This is a genomic window from Pseudomonas sp. PS02288, assembly GCF_029959715.1.
Lineage (GTDB): Bacteria > Pseudomonadota > Gammaproteobacteria > Pseudomonadales > Pseudomonadaceae > Pseudomonas_O > Pseudomonas_O kuykendallii.
Map to the genome: position 1 here is coordinate 66,552 of NZ_JASCPA010000014.1, position 17,001 is coordinate 83,552.

At 64.8% G+C, this 17,001-nt stretch carries 13 protein-coding genes; all 13 read right to left on the bottom strand.

Translation table 11 applies throughout. The features are described from left to right. Nucleotides 1-46: 46 nt before the first annotated feature. Nucleotides 47-892: a 3-deoxy-8-phosphooctulonate synthase gene (kdsA, locus tag QMX85_RS08380; RefSeq protein WP_282339785.1), complete on the bottom strand. Its 846-nt coding sequence runs from the start codon at nt 890-892 to the stop codon at nt 47-49. Further along, nucleotides 889-2,520: a CTP synthase gene (locus QMX85_RS08385; protein ID WP_282339787.1), complete on the bottom strand. Its 1,632-nt coding sequence runs from the start codon at nt 2,518-2,520 to the stop codon at nt 889-891. Before QMX85_RS08385 ends, kdsA begins: the two co-directional genes overlap by 4 nt. Before the next feature lie 154 nt (nt 2,521-2,674). Next, nucleotides 2,675-3,988 carry a tRNA lysidine(34) synthetase TilS gene (gene tilS / locus QMX85_RS08390; protein WP_282339789.1) on the bottom strand — a complete coding sequence of 438 codons (1,314 nt, stop codon included), beginning with the start codon at nt 3,986-3,988 and terminating at the stop codon, nt 2,675-2,677. Between the two features lie 92 nt (nt 3,989-4,080). After that, nucleotides 4,081-5,031 carry an acetyl-CoA carboxylase carboxyltransferase subunit alpha gene (locus QMX85_RS08395; RefSeq protein WP_273231763.1) on the bottom strand — a complete coding sequence of 317 codons (951 nt, stop codon included), beginning with the start codon at nt 5,029-5,031 and terminating at the stop codon, nt 4,081-4,083. A gap of 117 nt (nt 5,032-5,148) precedes the next feature. Next, complete coding sequence (gene dnaE, locus QMX85_RS08400; RefSeq protein ID WP_282339791.1) at nt 5,149-8,679, bottom strand: DNA polymerase III subunit alpha; 3,531 nt, start codon at nt 8,677-8,679, stop codon at nt 5,149-5,151. Nucleotides 8,680-8,791: 112 nt separating this feature from the next. Continuing rightward, a complete protein-coding gene (gene rnhB, locus QMX85_RS08405; protein ID WP_282339793.1) occupies nt 8,792-9,427 on the bottom strand; it encodes a ribonuclease HII in 636 nt (211 codons plus the stop codon). Further along, entirely contained in the window at nt 9,427-10,560 is a 1,134-nt protein-coding gene (lpxB, locus tag QMX85_RS08410; protein WP_282339795.1) for a lipid-A-disaccharide synthase, read from the bottom strand. Before lpxB ends, rnhB begins: the two co-directional genes overlap by 1 nt. A 4-nt stretch (nt 10,561-10,564) precedes the next feature. Then, nucleotides 10,565-11,341, bottom strand: coding sequence for an acyl-ACP--UDP-N-acetylglucosamine O-acyltransferase (lpxA, locus tag QMX85_RS08415; protein ID WP_273231753.1), 777 nt, complete (start codon nt 11,339-11,341; stop codon nt 10,565-10,567). Beyond that, nucleotides 11,338-11,778, bottom strand: coding sequence for a 3-hydroxyacyl-ACP dehydratase FabZ (gene fabZ / locus QMX85_RS08420; protein ID WP_090226657.1), 441 nt, complete (start codon nt 11,776-11,778; stop codon nt 11,338-11,340). The genes lpxA and fabZ overlap by 4 nt, the downstream gene beginning before the upstream one ends. 47 nt (nt 11,779-11,825) lie before the next feature. Then, nucleotides 11,826-12,884 (bottom strand): UDP-3-O-(3-hydroxymyristoyl)glucosamine N-acyltransferase, encoded by a 1,059-nt coding sequence (gene lpxD / locus QMX85_RS08425; RefSeq protein WP_282339797.1) that lies wholly within the window; start codon nt 12,882-12,884, stop codon nt 11,826-11,828. Between the two features lies 1 nt (nt 12,885). Then, nucleotides 12,886-13,389: an OmpH family outer membrane protein gene (locus QMX85_RS08430; RefSeq protein WP_090226651.1), complete on the bottom strand. Its 504-nt coding sequence runs from the start codon at nt 13,387-13,389 to the stop codon at nt 12,886-12,888. 39 nt (nt 13,390-13,428) lie between these two features. Next, nucleotides 13,429-15,840 (bottom strand): outer membrane protein assembly factor BamA, encoded by a 2,412-nt coding sequence (gene bamA, locus QMX85_RS08435; RefSeq protein ID WP_282339799.1) that lies wholly within the window; start codon nt 15,838-15,840, stop codon nt 13,429-13,431. 73 nt (nt 15,841-15,913) lie between these two features. Further along, a partial coding sequence (rseP, locus tag QMX85_RS08440) for an RIP metalloprotease RseP (protein WP_282339801.1) occupies nt 15,914-17,001 on the bottom strand: 1,088 nt, incomplete at its 5' end.

Sequence of the window (17,001 nt, forward strand, 5' to 3'; positions counted from 1 at the left end):
TAAAGACCTGCGCGGCGGCGTTTAGATCGCAGCGCGCACGGAAAATTCAGGCCGTTTCGATGGGGGCGAAGCGCTTGATCAGGTCATCCAGCTGCTTGAGCTGGGTGAGGAACGGCTCGAGCTTGTCCAGGCGCAGGGCGCAGGGACCGTCGCACTTGGCGTGGTCCGGGTCCGGATGCGCTTCGAGGAACAATCCGGCGAGGCCCTGGCTGAGACCGGCCTTGGCCAGGTCGGTGACCTGCGCGCGACGCCCGCCCGCCGAATCGGCGCGGCCGCCCGGCATCTGCAGGGCGTGGGTGACGTCGAAGAACACCGGGTACTCGAAGGACTTCATGATGCCGAAGCCGAGCATGTCGACGACCAGGTTGTTGTAGCCGAAGCTGGAACCGCGCTCGCAGAGGATCAACTGGTCGTTGCCGGCCTCTTCGCACTTGGCGAGGATGTGCTTCATTTCCTGCGGGGCGAGGAACTGGGCCTTCTTGATGTTGATCACCGCGCCGGTCTTGGCCATCGCCACCACCAGATCGGTCTGCCGCGAGAGGAAGGCCGGCAGCTGGATGATGTCGCATACGTCCGCCACCGGCTGCGCCTGATACGGCTCGTGAACGTCGGTGATCACCGGTACGCCGAAGGCCTTCTTCACGTCCTCGAAGATCTTCATGCCCTCGTCCAGACCGGGGCCGCGGAACGAGGTGACGGAGGAGCGGTTGGCCTTGTCGAAGCTGGCCTTGAACACGTAGGGAATGCCGAGCTTCTCGGTGACCCGCACGTATTCCTCGCAGGTCTTCATCGCCAGGTCGCGGGATTCGAGCACGTTGATGCCGCCGAACAGCACGAACGGCTTGTCGTTGGCGATCTCGATGTCGCCGACGCGGATGATCTTCTGGCTCATGCTTTACGGGCCTTCTGCGCCAGCGCGGCATTCACGAAGCCGCTGAACAGCGGGTGGCCGTCACGCGGGGTGGAGGTGAACTCGGGGTGGAACTGGCAGGCGACGAACCACGGGTGATCCGGCGCCTCGACCACTTCCACCAGCGCGCCGTCGCCGGAGCGGCCGGTGATCTTCAGGCCGGCCTCGATCAGTTGCGGCAGCAGGTTGTTGTTCACTTCGTAGCGATGGCGATGACGCTCGACGATCACGTCCTTGCCGTAGCAATCGTGGACCAGCGAGCCGCTCTCGAGCTGGCACTCCTGGGCGCCCAGACGCATGGTGCCGCCGAGGTCGGAGGCTTCGCTGCGAACCTCGACGCTGCCGGCCGCGTCCTCCCATTCGGTGATCAGGCCGACCACCGGATGTCCCGAGGCCTTGTCGAACTCGGTGGAGTTGGCGTCGCTCCAGCCCAGCACGTCACGGGCGAACTCGATCACCGCGACCTGCATGCCCAGGCAGATGCCGAGGTAGGGAATCTTGTTCTCGCGGGCGTATTTGACGGTGGCGATCTTGCCTTCCACGCCGCGCAGGCCGAAGCCGCCCGGAACCAGGATGGCATCGACACCTTCGAGCAGGCCGGTGCCCTGGTTCTCGATGTCTTCGGAATCGATGTAGCGCAGATTGACCTTGGTGCGGCTCTGGATACCGGCGTGGCTCAGCGCCTCGATCAGCGACTTGTAGGCGTCCAGCAGCTCCATGTACTTGCCGACCATGGCGATGGTCACTTCGTTTTCCGGGTGCAGCTTGGCGTCGACGACGCGGTCCCACTCGGACAGGTCGGCCGGGCCGCACTGCAGGCCGAAACGCTCGACGACGAAGTCGTCCAGGCCCTGGGCGTGCAGCACCGCCGGAATCTTGTAGATGGTGTCCACGTCTTCCAGACCGATCACCGCGCGCTCTTCGACGTTGGTGAACAGCGCGATCTTGCGCCGCGACGACACGTCCACCGGATGGTCGGAGCGGCAGATCAGCACGTCCGGCTGCAGGCCGATGGAGCGCAGCTCCTTCACCGAGTGCTGGGTGGGCTTGGTCTTGGTCTCGCCGGCGGTGGCGATGTAGGGCACCAGGGTCAGGTGCATCAGCATCGCGCGCTTGGCGCCGACCTCGACGCGCAACTGGCGGATAGCCTCGAGGAACGGCTGCGATTCGATGTCGCCCACCGTTCCGCCGATCTCTACCATCGCCACGTCGGCATCGCCGGCTCCCTTGATGATGCGCCGCTTGATCTCGTCGGTGATGTGCGGAATCACCTGGATGGTCGCGCCGAGGTAGTCGCCGCGCCGCTCGCGACGCAGCACGTCCTCGTAGACGCGGCCGGTGGTGAAGTTGTTGTTCTGGGTCATCGTGGTGCGGATGAACCGCTCGTAGTGGCCCAGATCGAGGTCGGTCTCGGCGCCGTCGTGGGTGACGAACACCTCACCGTGCTGGAACGGGCTCATGGTGCCCGGATCGACGTTTATGTAGGGGTCCAGCTTGAGCATGGTGACCTTCAGGCCCCGCGCCTCCAGGATGGCCGCCAATGAAGCCGAAGCGATGCCTTTCCCCAATGAAGAAACAACACCACCCGTGACGAAGATGTAGCGCGTCATGAAAGATCCTAGAAGTCTGCGTTCAGGCGGTAGACCGCCGAAGGGGAGCGAAGAGCGATTGCGCACGAGGCGGCAATGGCCAACTTCTGCGAACTCCGAGGGAGACGCACAGAAGCTGTATAAGACGGGAGCGTAGTCTACCGGAAAGCCCCTATCAGCTCAAACCTTGGTCGCTCGTCGGTAGCGTCCAGATCAGCTCGCCGCCCTGCGAAGCGCGCGGTGCGAGAGCCGGCAGGTTCGCCACCGCGAGCAGTTCGTCGCCGCGATAGAGCAGCGGCAAACGCCCGCGCACGAACGCCGGCAGCGCCATTTCGCTGAGCAGCCGCTTGAGATCGCGATGCCCTCGTCCGGGCAGGTCCAGGCGCTCGCCACCCTGGCGATAACGCACCCGCAGCGAGCCGCACGTCGCTGTTGCGCGCCATTCGAGGCAGCCGTTCCCGGGCAGTTGCAGCGGCGTCGAAGGATCGCTCCACGCCGGCGGCTCGGCGGGTGTGCGCAACCATATGCCGGACAGCCACCAGATCCGCCCCGCGGCGCGATGCAGCTCGCCGCCGCCCAGGCGCCAGACCGGCGCTGCATCCACCGCCGCGCCGCAGAGATCGTCCCAGCCGGCCCAGTGATCGCTGTCCGGCATCGGCGTCAGCGGCGCCAGCCAGTGACGCAACGCGTTGCGCTGACGCGCCGACGACAGTGCCAGCAGGGGCGGCAACGCCAGCGAGGGCAGCGTCAGCCAGGCGAAAGGCGCGGGGCTTGTTGCGGCCTCGAGGTCTTCGATGGCCCGCTCGTCTAGCAGGCCCTGGGCCTCGCGCAGGTGCACGGCGCTGCGCGCCAGGTTATGCACCGCCTGCGGCCAATGCCCGTCGAATTGCGGAAAGACCGCATGGCGCAGGTGATTGCGCGCGAAGCGGCGGTCGGCGTTGCTCGGGTCTTCTATCCAGCTCAGCCCGTGCTGCCGGGCGTAGGCCTCCAGCTCGCGACGCGGAACCTCCAGCAGCGGACGCACCAGCTGCCCGCGACCGAGCGCCCGGCTGACCGGCATCGCCGCCAGACCGCGCACGCCGGCGCCGCGCAGCAAACGCAGCAGCAGGGTTTCCGCCTGGTCGTCGCGATGCTGCGCCACCAGCAGGACTTCGCCCTCGCCCAGGCCCTCGGCGAACGCCCGGTAGCGCGCCTCGCGGGCGGCGCGCTCGAGGCTGGCGCGGGAGTCGACCTGCACCCGGCTGACCCGCAGCGCGACACCGAGCGCCGAGCAGAACGCCTGACAGTGCGCGGGCCAGGCGTCGGCCGCCGTCTGCAGGCCGTGGTGGACATGGAGGGCGGAAAGCGCCGGCAACGCCTCGCGCTCGGCGAGCCGGGCGAGCAGGTGCAGGAGAACGCTGGAATCGAGCCCGCCGGAGAATGCCACCCGCCACGCCGTGGCGGAGCGCCAAGGCGCGAGGGCGGCGAGAAGATGGGTTTCGAGGTTCATGCTGGCGGCCTCGAAGGGGAGCCGACCCGGGAGGGCGAAAGACCTGCCCGGCGGCGCACCCGCTTCAGCGGACGCCTCGCCGGGGACGGGCGTCAGGCGACGCCGTAGCTCATCAGGCGCGCGTAACGGCGCTCGAGCAGTGCGTCCTGGTCCATGTCCTTGAGAAACGCCAGTTGCTCGCTCAGCGTGTCACGCAGGTTGGCGCCCATGGCGGCCGGATTGCGGTGCGCGCCGCCCAGCGGCTCGCCGATCACCTTGTCGACGATGCCAAGGCCTTTCAGGCGCTCGGCGGTGATGCCCATGGCCTCGGCGGCGTCGGGGGCCTTCTCGGCGGTCTTCCAGAGGATCGAGGCGCAGCCTTCCGGGGAGATCACCGCGTAGGTCGAGTACTGCAGCATGTTCAACTGGTCGCAGACGCCGATGGCCAGCGCGCCGCCGGAACCGCCCTCGCCGATGACCGTGGCGATGATCGGCGTCTTCAGCCGCGCCATCACGCGCAGATTCCAGGCGATGGCTTCGCTCTGGTTGCGCTCTTCGGCATCGATCCCGGGGTAGGCGCCGGGCGTGTCGATGAAGGTCAGGATCGGCATCTTGAAGCGCTCGGCCATTTCCATCAGGCGGCAAGCCTTGCGGTAGCCCTCGGGGCGCGGCATGCCGAAATTGCGGCGGACCTTCTCTCGCACTTCGCGGCCCTTCTGGTGGCCGATGACCATTACCGGAGCGTCGTTCAGGCGGGCTACGCCGCCGACGATGGCGGCATCGTCTGAGAAGTGGCGGTCGCCGTGCAGCTCGTCGAACTCGCTGAACACGTGTTCGATGTAGTCGAGCGTGTAAGGACGCTTCGGATGGCGGGCGAGTTGGGCGATCTGCCAGCTGCTGAGGTTGCCGAAGATGCTTTCGGTGAGCGATTCGCTCTTGTCCTGCAGGCGGGCAATTTCGTCGCCGATGTTCAGCGAATTGTCGTTACCGACCAGGCGCAGTTCTTCGATCTTGGCTTGCAAGTCGGCGATCGGCTGTTCGAAATCGAGAAAGTTCGGGTTCATAGGCATCCGTCATGCGTCGACGGCCAGGCGGCCGAGAAGCTGTTCCGTTTTTGGCGCCCTACCTTACGGGATCGGGCGCTCCGGGTCGAGTTGGGCGCAGGAGTTGGACTCCTGCGGTCAACGGTAGTGCAGGAAGACGTTGTCGCGCCCGAACTGGTCACGCAATGCCTGGATCAAGTTGTCCGCCGGCTCGATTCGCCAGCTTTCGCCGAACTGCAACAGGGCGCGCGCCTCGCTGCCGGTGTAGTCCATGGTGATCGGGCAGGAGCCGCGGTGGCGTCCGCACAGGTCGGCCAGCCAGCGCAGGCGATCGCCCTTGAGCGCGTCGGCGGCGACCTTGACCCGCAGGCTGTCGGCCAGCCCGGTCCGCGCCTCCTCGAGGCTCATCACGCGTTTGGCGCGCAGGCGCAGGCCGCCGGAGAAGTCGTCGTTGCTGACTTCGCCCTCGACCACCACCAGCGCATCGGTCTGCAGCAGCGCGCTGGCGGTGTTGAAGGCTTCGGCGAACAGCGAGGCCTCGATGCGGCCGGAGCGGTCGTCGAGGGTGATGAAGCCCATCTTGTCGCCCTTCTTGTTCTTCATCACGCGCAACGCGACGATCAGCCCGGCGACGGTCTGTGTGTCGCGCGCCGGCTTCAGCTCGACGATGCGCTGGCGGGCGAAACGCCGCACCTCGCCTTCGTATTCATCGATCGGGTGGCCGGTGAGATAGAGCCCGAGGGTCTCCTTCTCGCCGCGCAGACGTTCCTTGAGCGACAGCTCCCGGGCGTTGCGGTGGTTGGCGTAGACATCTGCCTCCGGCTCGGAGAACAGCCCGCCGAACAGGTCCATGTGCCCGCTGTCGTGGCTGCGCGCGGTCTGCTCGGCGGCCTGCACCGCCTCCTCCATCGCCGCCAGCAACACCGCGCGGTTCCGGTCGATGTTGGCCTGGTAGGCCTTGGGCTCCTCGAAGAAGTACGGCCCGAGGCGGTCCAGCGCACCGCCCCGAATCAGCGCCTCGAGGGTGCGCTTGTTGATGCGTTTGAGGTCGACGCGGGCGCAGAAGTCGAACAGGTCGGTGAACGGCCCGCCTTCGCTACGGCATTCGGAAATCGCTTCCACCGGACCTTCGCCGACGCCCTTGATGGCGCCCAGGCCATATACGATGCGGCCGTCGTCATCCACGGTGAACTTGAACTCGGAGTTGTTCACGTCCGGCGCGAGAATGCGCAGCTTCATGCTGCGGCACTCTTCGATCAGGGTCACGACCTTCTCCGTGTTGTGCATGTCCGCCGAGAGCACGGCGGCCATGAACGGCGACGGGTGATGTGCCTTGAGCCAGGCGGTCTGGTAGGAGACCAGCCCGTAGGCGGCCGAGTGGGATTTGTTGAAGCCGTAGCCGGCGAACTTTTCCACCAGGTCGAAGATGTTGCCGGCGAGGTTGGCGTCGATGTTGTTGCGCGCGCAGCCTTCGATGAAGCCGCCGCGCTGCTTGGCCATTTCCTCGGGCTTCTTCTTGCCCATCGCGCGGCGCAGCATGTCGGCACCGCCGAGCGTGTAGCCGGCCATCACCTGGGCGATCTGCATCACCTGTTCCTGATACAGGATGATGCCGTAGGTGGGCTTGAGCACGGGTTCCAGGCCCGCGTACTGGTAATCCGGGTGCGGGTAGGAAAGCGGCTCGCGACCGTGCTTGCGGTTGATGAAATCGTCCACCATGCCCGACTGCAGCGGGCCGGGGCGGAACAGCGCCACCAGCGCGATCATGTCTTCCAGGCAGTCTGGCTTGAGCTTCTTGATCAGCTCCTTCATGCCTCGCGATTCGAGCTGGAACACGGCCGTGGTCTCGGCCTTCTGCAGCATCGCGTAGGTGGCCTTGTCGTCCAGCGGAATGAAGTCGATGTTGACCAGATCCTGCTCGGACACGCCCTTGCGCCGCTGCTCGCGGTGAATGGTCTCCAGTGCCCACTTGATGATGGTCAGGGTGCGCAGCCCGAGGAAGTCGAACTTGACCAGGCCGGCCTGCTCGACGTCGTCCTTGTCGAACTGGGTCACCAGGCCGCCACCCTCCTCGTCGCAGGCGATCGGCGAGAAGTCGGTGAGCTTCGTCGGCGCGATGACCACGCCACCGGCGTGCTTGCCGGTGCCGCGGCAGATGCCCTCGAGCTTGAGCGACATCTCCCAGATTTCCGCCGCCTCTTCGTCGACCTTGAGGAAGTCGCGCAGCGGCTCCTCCATCTCGTAGGCCTTCTCCAGGGTCATGCCGACCTCGAAGGGAATCATCTTCGACAGGCGGTCGGCCAGGCCGTAGGACTTGCCCTGCACCCGCGCCACGTCGCGCACCACCGCCTTGGCCGCCATGGTGCCGAAGGTGATGATCTGGCTCACTGCGTTGCGCCCGTATTTCTCGGCGACGTAGTCGATCACCCGGTCGCGACCGTCCATGCAGAAGTCGACGTCGAAGTCGGGCATGGAGACCCGCTCGGGGTTGAGGAAGCGCTCGAACAGCAGGTCGTAGGCCAGCGGATCGAGATCGGTGATCTTCTGCACGTAGGCGACCAGCGAACCGGCACCCGATCCACGCCCCGGCCCCACCGGCACGCCGTTGCGCTTGGCCCACTGGATGAAGTCCATGACGATCAGGAAGTAACCGGGGAAGCCCATCTGGATGATGATATCCAGCTCGAAATTCAGCCGGTCGATGTAGACCTGCTTCTTCGCGTCGTAGTCCGGGGTGTCCTTGGGCAGCAGCACTTCCAGGCGCTCGTCGAGGCCGTCGAAGGAGACCTTGCGGAAGTACTCGTCCATGGTCATGCCGTCCGGCACCGGGAAGTTGGGCAGGAAATACTTGCCCAGCTGCACCTCGATGTTGCAGCGCTTGGCGATCTCGACGGTGTTTTCCAGCGCCTCGGGCAGGTCGCTGAACAGCTCGGCCATTTCCTCCGGGCTCTTCAGGTACTGCTGGTCCGAATAGTTGCGCTGCCGGCGCGGATCGTCGAGGCCACGGCCTTCGCCGATGCACACGCGGGTTTCGTGGGCCTCGAAGTCCTCCTGCTTAATGAAGCGCACGTCGTTGGTCGCCACCAGCGAGGCACCGCCGCGCTCGGCGAGGGCCACGGCGGCGTGCAGGTGCTCCTCGTCGTTGACCCGACTGGTGCGCTGGATCTCCAGATAGAAACGCTCGGGAAACACCGCCTGCCATTCGGCGAGCAGCGCATCCGCTTCGCGCTCGTCGCCGGCGAGCAGCGCCAGGCCGATCTCGCCTTCCTTGGAGCCGGACAGCGCGATCAGCCCTTCGGCGGCTTCCTTCACCCAGTCGCGCTGGATGATCACCATGTCGTTGCTCTGGCCATCGGTCCAGCCGCGCGAAACCAGCTCGGTGAGATTCCGGTAACCCTTGGGGCTCATCGCCAACAGCGTCAGCCGGGTCAGCGGGCCGTCCTCGTGACGGCTGGCCATCCAGATGTCCGCGCCACAGATCGGCTTGATGCCGGCGCCCATCGCCGCCTTGTAGAACTTCACCAGCGAACACATGTTGTTCTGGTCGGTGACCGCCACCGCCGGCATGCCCTTACCCGCCACCGCCTTGACCAGCGGCTTGACCCGAACCAGCCCATCCACCAGGGAAAACTCGGTATGCAGGCGCAGGTGGACGAACGAAGCGGGCATGGCGGAAACCTTCAGCGGGGCAAAAAACAGGGGTGGGATTGTAACGGTTTTGCCCGGTGCGGGGAGGCTCAGGGGGGCGGGCGACGAACCGGCGGGACGGCGCGGAACGCGCTCAGAAGAACGAGGGAACCTGCTCGCTGGTCTGCGCCTCGATGGCCAGCCAGGCTTCGCGCACCGGCGCGAAGGAGCGCCGGTGGATCGGCGTCGGCCCCAGGCGACGCAGCGCGTCCAGGTGTTCGGCGGTGGCGTAGCCCTTGTGCGCGGCGAAGCCATATCCGGGGTACTGCTGCTCGAGTACGCCCATTTCGCGGTCTCGGCTGACCTTGGCCAGGATCGAAGCGGCGGCGATCGCCGGCACCTTGGAGTCGCCCTGGACCACGGCGGCGCTGGGCACGCCGAGTTTTGGGCAGCGATTGCCGTCGATCAGCGCCAGCTTCGGCTTGATGCCGAGGCCTTCGACCGCGCGCTGCATGGCCAGCATGGTGGCGTGGAGAATGTTCAGGGAATCGATCTCCTCCACCTCGGCGCGGCCGATGCACCAGGCCAGCGCCTTCTCGCGGATCTCGTCGAAGAGCCGCTCGCGACGGGCCTCGCTGAGTTTCTTCGAGTCGTTCAGACCGAGGATCGGCCGCGCCGGATCGAGGATCACCGCGGCGGTGACCACCGCGCCACACAGCGGGCCGCGGCCGACCTCGTCGACACCGGCGACCAGCTCTTCCACCAGGCTGAAATCCAGGCCCATCTGCATCAGCTGCGCTCCACCAGTTGCAACACCGCACTCGCTGCCTCGGCCGAGGCATCGCGGCGCAGCGTGCGGTGAATGGCATCGAAGCTCTCGGTTTGCGCCTCGCCGCCGTCCAGCAACGGCAGGAGCTCGGCGGCCAGCGCTTCGGGCGTCGCCGCGTCCTGCAGCAACTCGGGCACCAACAGGCGACCGGCGAGCAGGTTGGGCAGCGACACGTAGGGACTCCTGACCAGGCGGCTAAGAATTCGATAGGTCAGCGGCGCGACCTTGTAAGCCACCACCATCGGCCGCTTGCACAGCAGCGCCTCGAGGGTCGCGGTGCCCGAGGCGATCAGCACCGCGTCGCAGGCGCCGAGCGCCTCGTGGGACTGACCGTCGAGCAGGCTCAGCGGCAGATCGCGCCCGACCAGCATCTGCTCGAGCTGCGCGCGCCGTTCGGGGCTGGCGCAGGGCAGCACGAACCGCAGGTCGGGACGGCTGGCCAGCAGGCGCTCTGCGGTGTCGAGGAACAGCCCGCCAAGCCGCCCGACTTCACCGCCGCGGCTGCCCGGCAGCAAAGCAATGACCGGCGTTTCGAGGGGAAGCCCTAGCGCCAGCCGCGCCGCGGCGCGGTCGACTTCGGGAGGAATCGCATCGGCCAACGGATGACCGACGAAATGCACCGGCACATGGTGTTCGGTGTAGAAACGCGCCTCGAAGGGGAACAGCGTGAGCATCAGGTCGCAGGCATCACGGATCTTGAACACCCGCTTCTGCCGCCAGGCCCACACCGACGGGCTGACGTAGTGCACGGTACGAATCCCGGCACGACGCAGCTTGAACTCCAGACCGAGGTTGAAGTCCGGCGCATCGATGCCGATCACCACGTCCGGGCGCTGCTCGATCAGCGTGGCGACCAGGCGTCGACGACGCGCCAGCAGCTCGGCCAGGCGCCCCAGCACTTCGACCAGGCCCATCACCGCCAGGCGCTCCATGGGGAAATAGGAATTCAGCCCTTCGGCGATCATCCGCGACCCGCCGATACCGATGAATTCGACCTGCGGGTGCCGAGCCTTGAGCGCCTGCATCAAACCGGCGCCGAGAATGTCCCCGGACGCTTCGCCGGCGATCAGGGCGATGCGCAATGGCCTGCTCATGGGATCAGCGGGTGATGCCGCGGGTGGACGTCATCACCGAATCGCGGAAGATCGCGACTTCGGGAAACTGCGCGGCGGATTCGGCCAGCTCGGCGAGCGCCTGGTCCACGGTGAGCCCCTGGCGGTAGACCACCTTGTAGGCGCGGCGCAGCGCCTGGATGGCCTCGGCGGAAAAGCCGCGGCGGCGCATACCCTCGAAGTTCATGCTGCGGGCTTCAGCGGGATTGCCGAACACGGTGACGAATGCCGGGACGTCCTTGCCGATCGCCGTGCCCATGCCGGAAAAACTGTGCGCGCCGATGTGGCAGAACTGATGGACCAGGGTGTAGCCGGAGAGGATCGCCCAGTCGTCCATGTGCACGTGCCCGGCCAGCGCGGTGTTGTTGACCAGGATGCAGTGGTTGGCGATCACGCTGTCATGGCCGATGTGGGCATAGGCCATGATCAGGTTGTGGTCGCCGATCGTCGTCTCGGAGCGATCCTGCACGGTGCCGCGGTGGATGGTGACGCCCTCGCGGATCACGTTGTGATCGCCGATCACCAGGCGCGTCGCCTCGCCCTTGTACTTCAGATCGGGCGTGTCTTCGCCGATCGAGGAGAACTGGTAGATGCGGTTGTGCTTGCCAATCCGTGTCGGCCCTTTGAGGATCACATGCGGGCCGATCACGCTTCCCTCGCCAATTTCCACATCGGCGCCGACGATGGACCAGGGGCCGACTTGAACGTCGTCTGCCAGCCTTGCCGTCGGGTCGATGATCGCGCGAGGGTCAATCAAACTCATAACTTGCGTTCCGCACAGATGATTTCGGCCGAGCAGACCGCCTTGTCATCGACGCTGGCCTGGCACTCGAACTTCCAGATGCTGCGTTTGACGCTGAGAAAGCGCGCCTCGAGGATCAACTGGTCACCCGGCAGCACGGGCTGACGGAAACGCAGCTTGTCCGACCCTACGAAGTAATAGAGCGTACCGTCGGCCGGCTTCACGTCGAGCATCTTGAAGCCAAGGATACCGGCGGCCTGGGCCATCGCCTCGATGATCAGCACGCCAGGCATGATCGGGTGCTGCGGGAAGTGCCCGTTGAAGAACGGCTCGTTGATGCTGACATTCTTGTAGGCGCGAATGCGCTTGCCTTCAACATCCAGGTCGACAACCCGGTCCACAAGCAGGAACGGGTAGCGGTGCGGCAGGTATTCGCGAATCTCGTTGATGTCCATCATTTCCGGGGGAGCCTGTATGAGGTGGGGGATGCGCAGAAGCGAATCGATCAGGCTTCTGATGGAGCTTCCCCGCCTGGGGTCACGGACGCCAGGCGCTTTTCCAGTTGCTGTAGGCGGCGCGCCATGTCGTCGAGCTGACGAATCCGCGCTGCGCTCTTCTTCCACTCGCCAGCCGGCTGCATCGCCGTGCCCGACGAGTATGCGCCCGGCTCGGTGATGGAGCGGGTGACCATGGTCATTCCGGTGACGAAAACGTTATCGCAAACCTCGATGTGGCCGACCATGCCGACGCCACCGGCGATCATGCAGTGGCTGCCGATCTTGGTGCTGCCGGAAATTCCGACGCAACCGGCCATCGCGGTGTGATCGCCGATCTGCACGTTGTGCGCAACCATGATCTGGTTGTCCAGCTTCACGCCATTGCCGATCAGAGTGTCCGCCAGAGCGCCGCGGTCGATCGTGGTGTTGGCCCCGATCTCCACGTCGTCACCGATGCTCACGCCGCCAATCTGCGCGATCTTCTGCCAGACGCCCTTCTGGTTGGCGAAGCCGAAGCCCTCGCCACCGATCACCGCGCCCGACTGGATGACCACCCGCTCGCCGATGCGCACGTCGTGATAGAGCGTGACGCGCGGTGCCAGCCAGCCACCCGCACCGACCACGCTGCGCGCCCCGATGAAGCAGTGCGCGCCAATGCTAGTTCCCGCGGCGATACGCGCGCCGCTCTCGATCACGGCGTAGGCGCCCACCGTGGCCCCGGCTTCCACCACGGCATCGGCGGCGACCACGGCGGTCGGATGCACGCCGGCAGGTGCCTGCGGCTTGCGGTCGAACAGGTGCGAGAGTTGCGCGTACGCCAGGTACGGATCGGCCACCAGCAGCGCATCGCCGGAGAAACCTTCGGCATCGGCGGGCTTGAGTAGCACCGCCGCGGCACGGGTGATCGACAGGTGCTTGCGGTACTGCGGATTGGCCAGGAAGCTCAACTGATCAGGGCCGGCATCCTGTAAGGAGGCCAGCCCTGCGACCGGTTTGTCTGCGGAGCCATGCAAGGTGGCTCCCAGACGCTCAGCCAGCTGGCCGAGCGTGTAGAGGTTGGCCGTCATTTCAGCGCAGCTGGTTCATGCGCTCGATGACCTGGCGGGTGATGTCGTACTGAGGTTTGACATCGATGACCGCACCACGCTCGAACACCAGGTCGAACGCGCCTTTCTTGATCACTTCTTCGACGGCCTGGTCCAGCTTGGGCTTGAGCTGCTTGAGCATCTCGCGGTCGGCAACGGCCTTGGCTTCGTTCAGCTCCTTGGACTGGAACTGGAAGTCACGGGCCTTTTGCTTGAACTCGAGCTCCATGCGCTCGCGCTCGGCGGTCTGTACCTTGTCGCCACCCTTGACCAGTTTGTCCTGGATGTTCTTGGCGTCGGTTTCCAGGGTCTTCAGCTTGGTCAGCTGCGGGCCGAATTTCTTCTCGGCATCCACGGCGTACTTCTTGGCTGCGTCGGATTCGAGTAGCGCCATCTGGTAGTTCAGAACCGCGATTTTCATTTCGGCGAAGGCCGGGGTCGCCATGAAAGCGGCGAAGATCAGAACCAGTTGAGTCAACTTACGCACGATGTACTCCAGGTAACACTTACGGTTAACAAGTAAAAGTTAGAACGTCTGACCCAGCGAGAACTGGAAGACCTGCATGTCAGCATCATCCGGTTTCTTCACCGGCATCGCCAGGCTGAAGCTCAGCGGACCCATGGCGGTGATCCAGGTCAGGCCTACACCCACGGAGCTGGCCAGATTGCCGAAGTCGATATCGCCACAGCCCTGCGTGTTCATGTACTGCGTGGATGCAGTCTTGGTGGGGCACTTGGTCAGGAACACGTTACCGACGTCCCAGAACAATGCGGTGCGCAGCGAACGCTGGTCCTTGACGAACGGCAGCGGGAAGAGAATCTCCGCACCGCCCTGGATCAGGACGTTACCACCATACGCTTCCGGACTGTCGTCGTCGGTATAGCGGCCATCGGGACCGGGCGTACCGTCAGTGCGTATGGAGCCGTCGGCATTACGCGCAACGCTGGGCGTACTGCGCGGGCCCAGGGTGCTGTCCTCGAAACCGCGTACGGAGTTGAAACCACCCGCGTAGTAGTTCTCGTAGAACGGCAGGCCCGAGGTGGAACCGTAGCCATCGCCATAGCCCAGCTCGGTATGCAGGCGCATGGTGTAGTTGGTGGTGATCGGCTTGAACCATTGGGCGCGGTAGTCGATCTTGTAGAACGACAGGTCGCTGCCCGGCAGGGTCGTCTCGAAGGTCAGGCTCTGGGAGTGGCCACGAGTCGCCAGGGTACCGCGGTTGAGGGTCGACTCGGACCAGCCGATGGAACCCTTGACGTTGAGGAAGTTGTCACCCTCGTTCTCGAGGAACGAAAGGATCTCGTCGACGGTGTAGCGACCGGTATCCAGGCTGTCCTGCTGCACGGTCAGGCCGTAGGTCAGGCGCGAAGTCTCGCTGATCGGGTAACCGATGTTCACGCCGGCGCCCAGGCTGTCGACCGAGTAGCTCGACACGTCGACGTCGAGCTCGTCGTAGTCGGTGGTGCGGTAGAAGGCGTTGTAGCCCAGGCTCACGCCATCGGCGGTCCAGTAGGGATCGACGAAGCCGAAGTTGTAGCGGGTCTGGTACTCGCTGCGGGTCAAGCCGATGCTGACCTTGTTACCAGTACCGAGGAAGTTGTTCTGGCTGATCGAACCACCGAGGATCAGGCCGGCGTTCTGCGCAAAACCGACGCTGGCGGTGATCGAGCCAGACGGCTGCTCTTCCACGGAATAGTTGACGTCGATCTGGTCGTCGACACCCGGCACCTGCGGGGTTTCGACGTTGACCTCCTTGAAGAAGCCCAGACGATCGAGACGTGTCTTCGACTGGTCGATCAGGTAGGTCGAAGCCCAGCCGCCTTCCATCTGGCGCATTTCTCGACGCAACACTTCGTCTTCGGTCTTGGTGTTGCCACGGAAGTTGATGCGGTTGACGTAGGCACGCTTGCCCGGATCGACGGCGAAGGTGATCGAGACGGTGTGGTCCTCATCATGCGCCTGCGGCACGCCGTTGACGTTGGCGAAGGTGTAGCCCTCGTTACCCAGCCGGCGGGTGATCAGCTCGGACGTGGTGGTCATGATCTTGCGCGAGAACACCTGGCCCGGCTTGACCAGCAGCAGCGACTTGACGTCCTCCTCGGGCACCTTGAGGTCACCGGAGAGTTTCACCTCGCGGATGCTGTACTTCTGGCCTTCGTCGACGTTGACGGTGATGTAGACGTGTTTCTTGTCCGGCGTGATGGACACCTGGGTGGAAGAGATATCCATGTTGATGTAGCCGCGGTCCAGGTAATAGGAACGCAGGCGCTCGAGGTCACCGGAGAGTTTTTCGCGGGCGTACTTGTCGTCGTTCTTGAAGAACGACAGCCAGTTGCTGGTCTTCAGTTCGAACAGGTCGGACAGGTCCTCGTCGGAGAACACCGTGTTGCCGACCACGTTGATGTGCTGGATCGCGGCGACCGTGCCTTCGTTGATGTCGATCTTCAGCGACACGCGGTTGCGCGGCTGGGGAATCACCTCGGTCTTGATCTCGGCCGAGTAGCGGCCCTGGGCAACGTACTGGCGCTGCAGTTCGTTGCGCACACCTTCGAGCGTGGCACGCTGGAAAATCTCGCCCTCGGAGAGGCCGGACTGATTCAGCCCCTTCATCAGATCGTCGGTGGAGATCGCTTTGTTGCCTTCGATCTCGATACCGGAAATCGAGGGGCGCTCGACCACGTTGATTACCAGCACCTCGCCGTCACGGCCGAGCTGGATATCCTGAAAGAAACCGGTTTTGAACAGGGCTCGTGTGGCCTCCACCAGACGACGGTCATCGACCGGATCGCCGACGTTCAGCGGCAAGGCACCAAAGACGCTGCCGGCGGAGACCCGCTGCAGGCCGTTGACGCGGATATCGGAGATGGTGAAGGACTCGGCGTGAACCTCGGCAATCATGAGTGCGGCAAGCACCGCAGTTAGGAGCAGGCGTTTCATGAAGTCCTTGTTTTCCAACTGGTAATAATGAATCTGCCGCAATCAGCGGCAGATTCGAAAATTCAGCGACGCGTCACAGGCGACCAATGTCGTTGATCAAGGCGAGCAGCATAACGCCGACGACCAAGCTGATACCGATCTGCACTCCCCAGCCCTGGACCCGCTCGGACAAGGGACGCCCGCGCGTCCACTCGATCAGATAGAAAAGCAGGTGTCCACCATCGAGGACAGGGATCGGCAAAAGATTGAGAACCCCCAAGCTTATGCTCAGGTAGGCGAGGAAATTCAGGAAGTCCCCAACACCCGACTGGGCCGAAGCGCCGGCCACTTTAGCAATGGTTATCGGCCCGCTCAAGTTTTTTACCGAGAGTTCGCCGAAGAGCATTTTCTTTAGCGAGTCGAGGGTTAGGACGCTCATCGTCCAGGTTCGCTGGAGCCCCTGGCCTACCGCATCGAGCGGGCCGTAGCTGACTTCGCGAAGCATGTCCGCCGGCCATTCGCCACCCTTCACGCCCGCGCCAAGATAGCCGCTGCGTGCCTCGCCTTCGCCGCGCACGCCCAGGGTAACCGGCACGTCAAGGCGCTGACCGTCGCGCTCGATGGCGAAGCTGACCGCCTCGCCCGGATGCGCGCGCACCTTGTCCACGACCTGCTGCCAGTCGTCGATGGGTTCGTCATTCAGCGCAAGCAGGCGATCACCCGCCTTCAACCCGGCCGCCTGGGCAGGACCTTCCGGATCGAACTGCGCCAGCAGCGGCGGCAACGCCGGGCGCCAGGGACGAATCCCAAGCGACCCCAGCGGGTCCGGCTCGTCGGCGCCTTTCAGCCAACGGGCGAGGGCCAACTGATGCATCTGCTCGGCACTGCCGTCATCGACGCGGGTGACGATATCCAGGACGCCACTCTCACCGAGGCGACGCACCAGTTGCAGGTTGACCTGCGACCAACCCACCACCGGGTCGCCGTCGATGGCGACGATCTCCTGCCCGGCAGCCAGCCCGGCCTTCGCCGCCAGGCTGCCTTCCTCGACATGCCCGATGACCGGACGCACCTGCTGCGAGCCGAGCATGGCCAGCACCCAGAAGAACAGCAGCGCGAGAAGGAAGTTGGCGATCGGGCCGGCGGCGACGATGGCGATGCGCTGACGAACCGGCTTGCGGT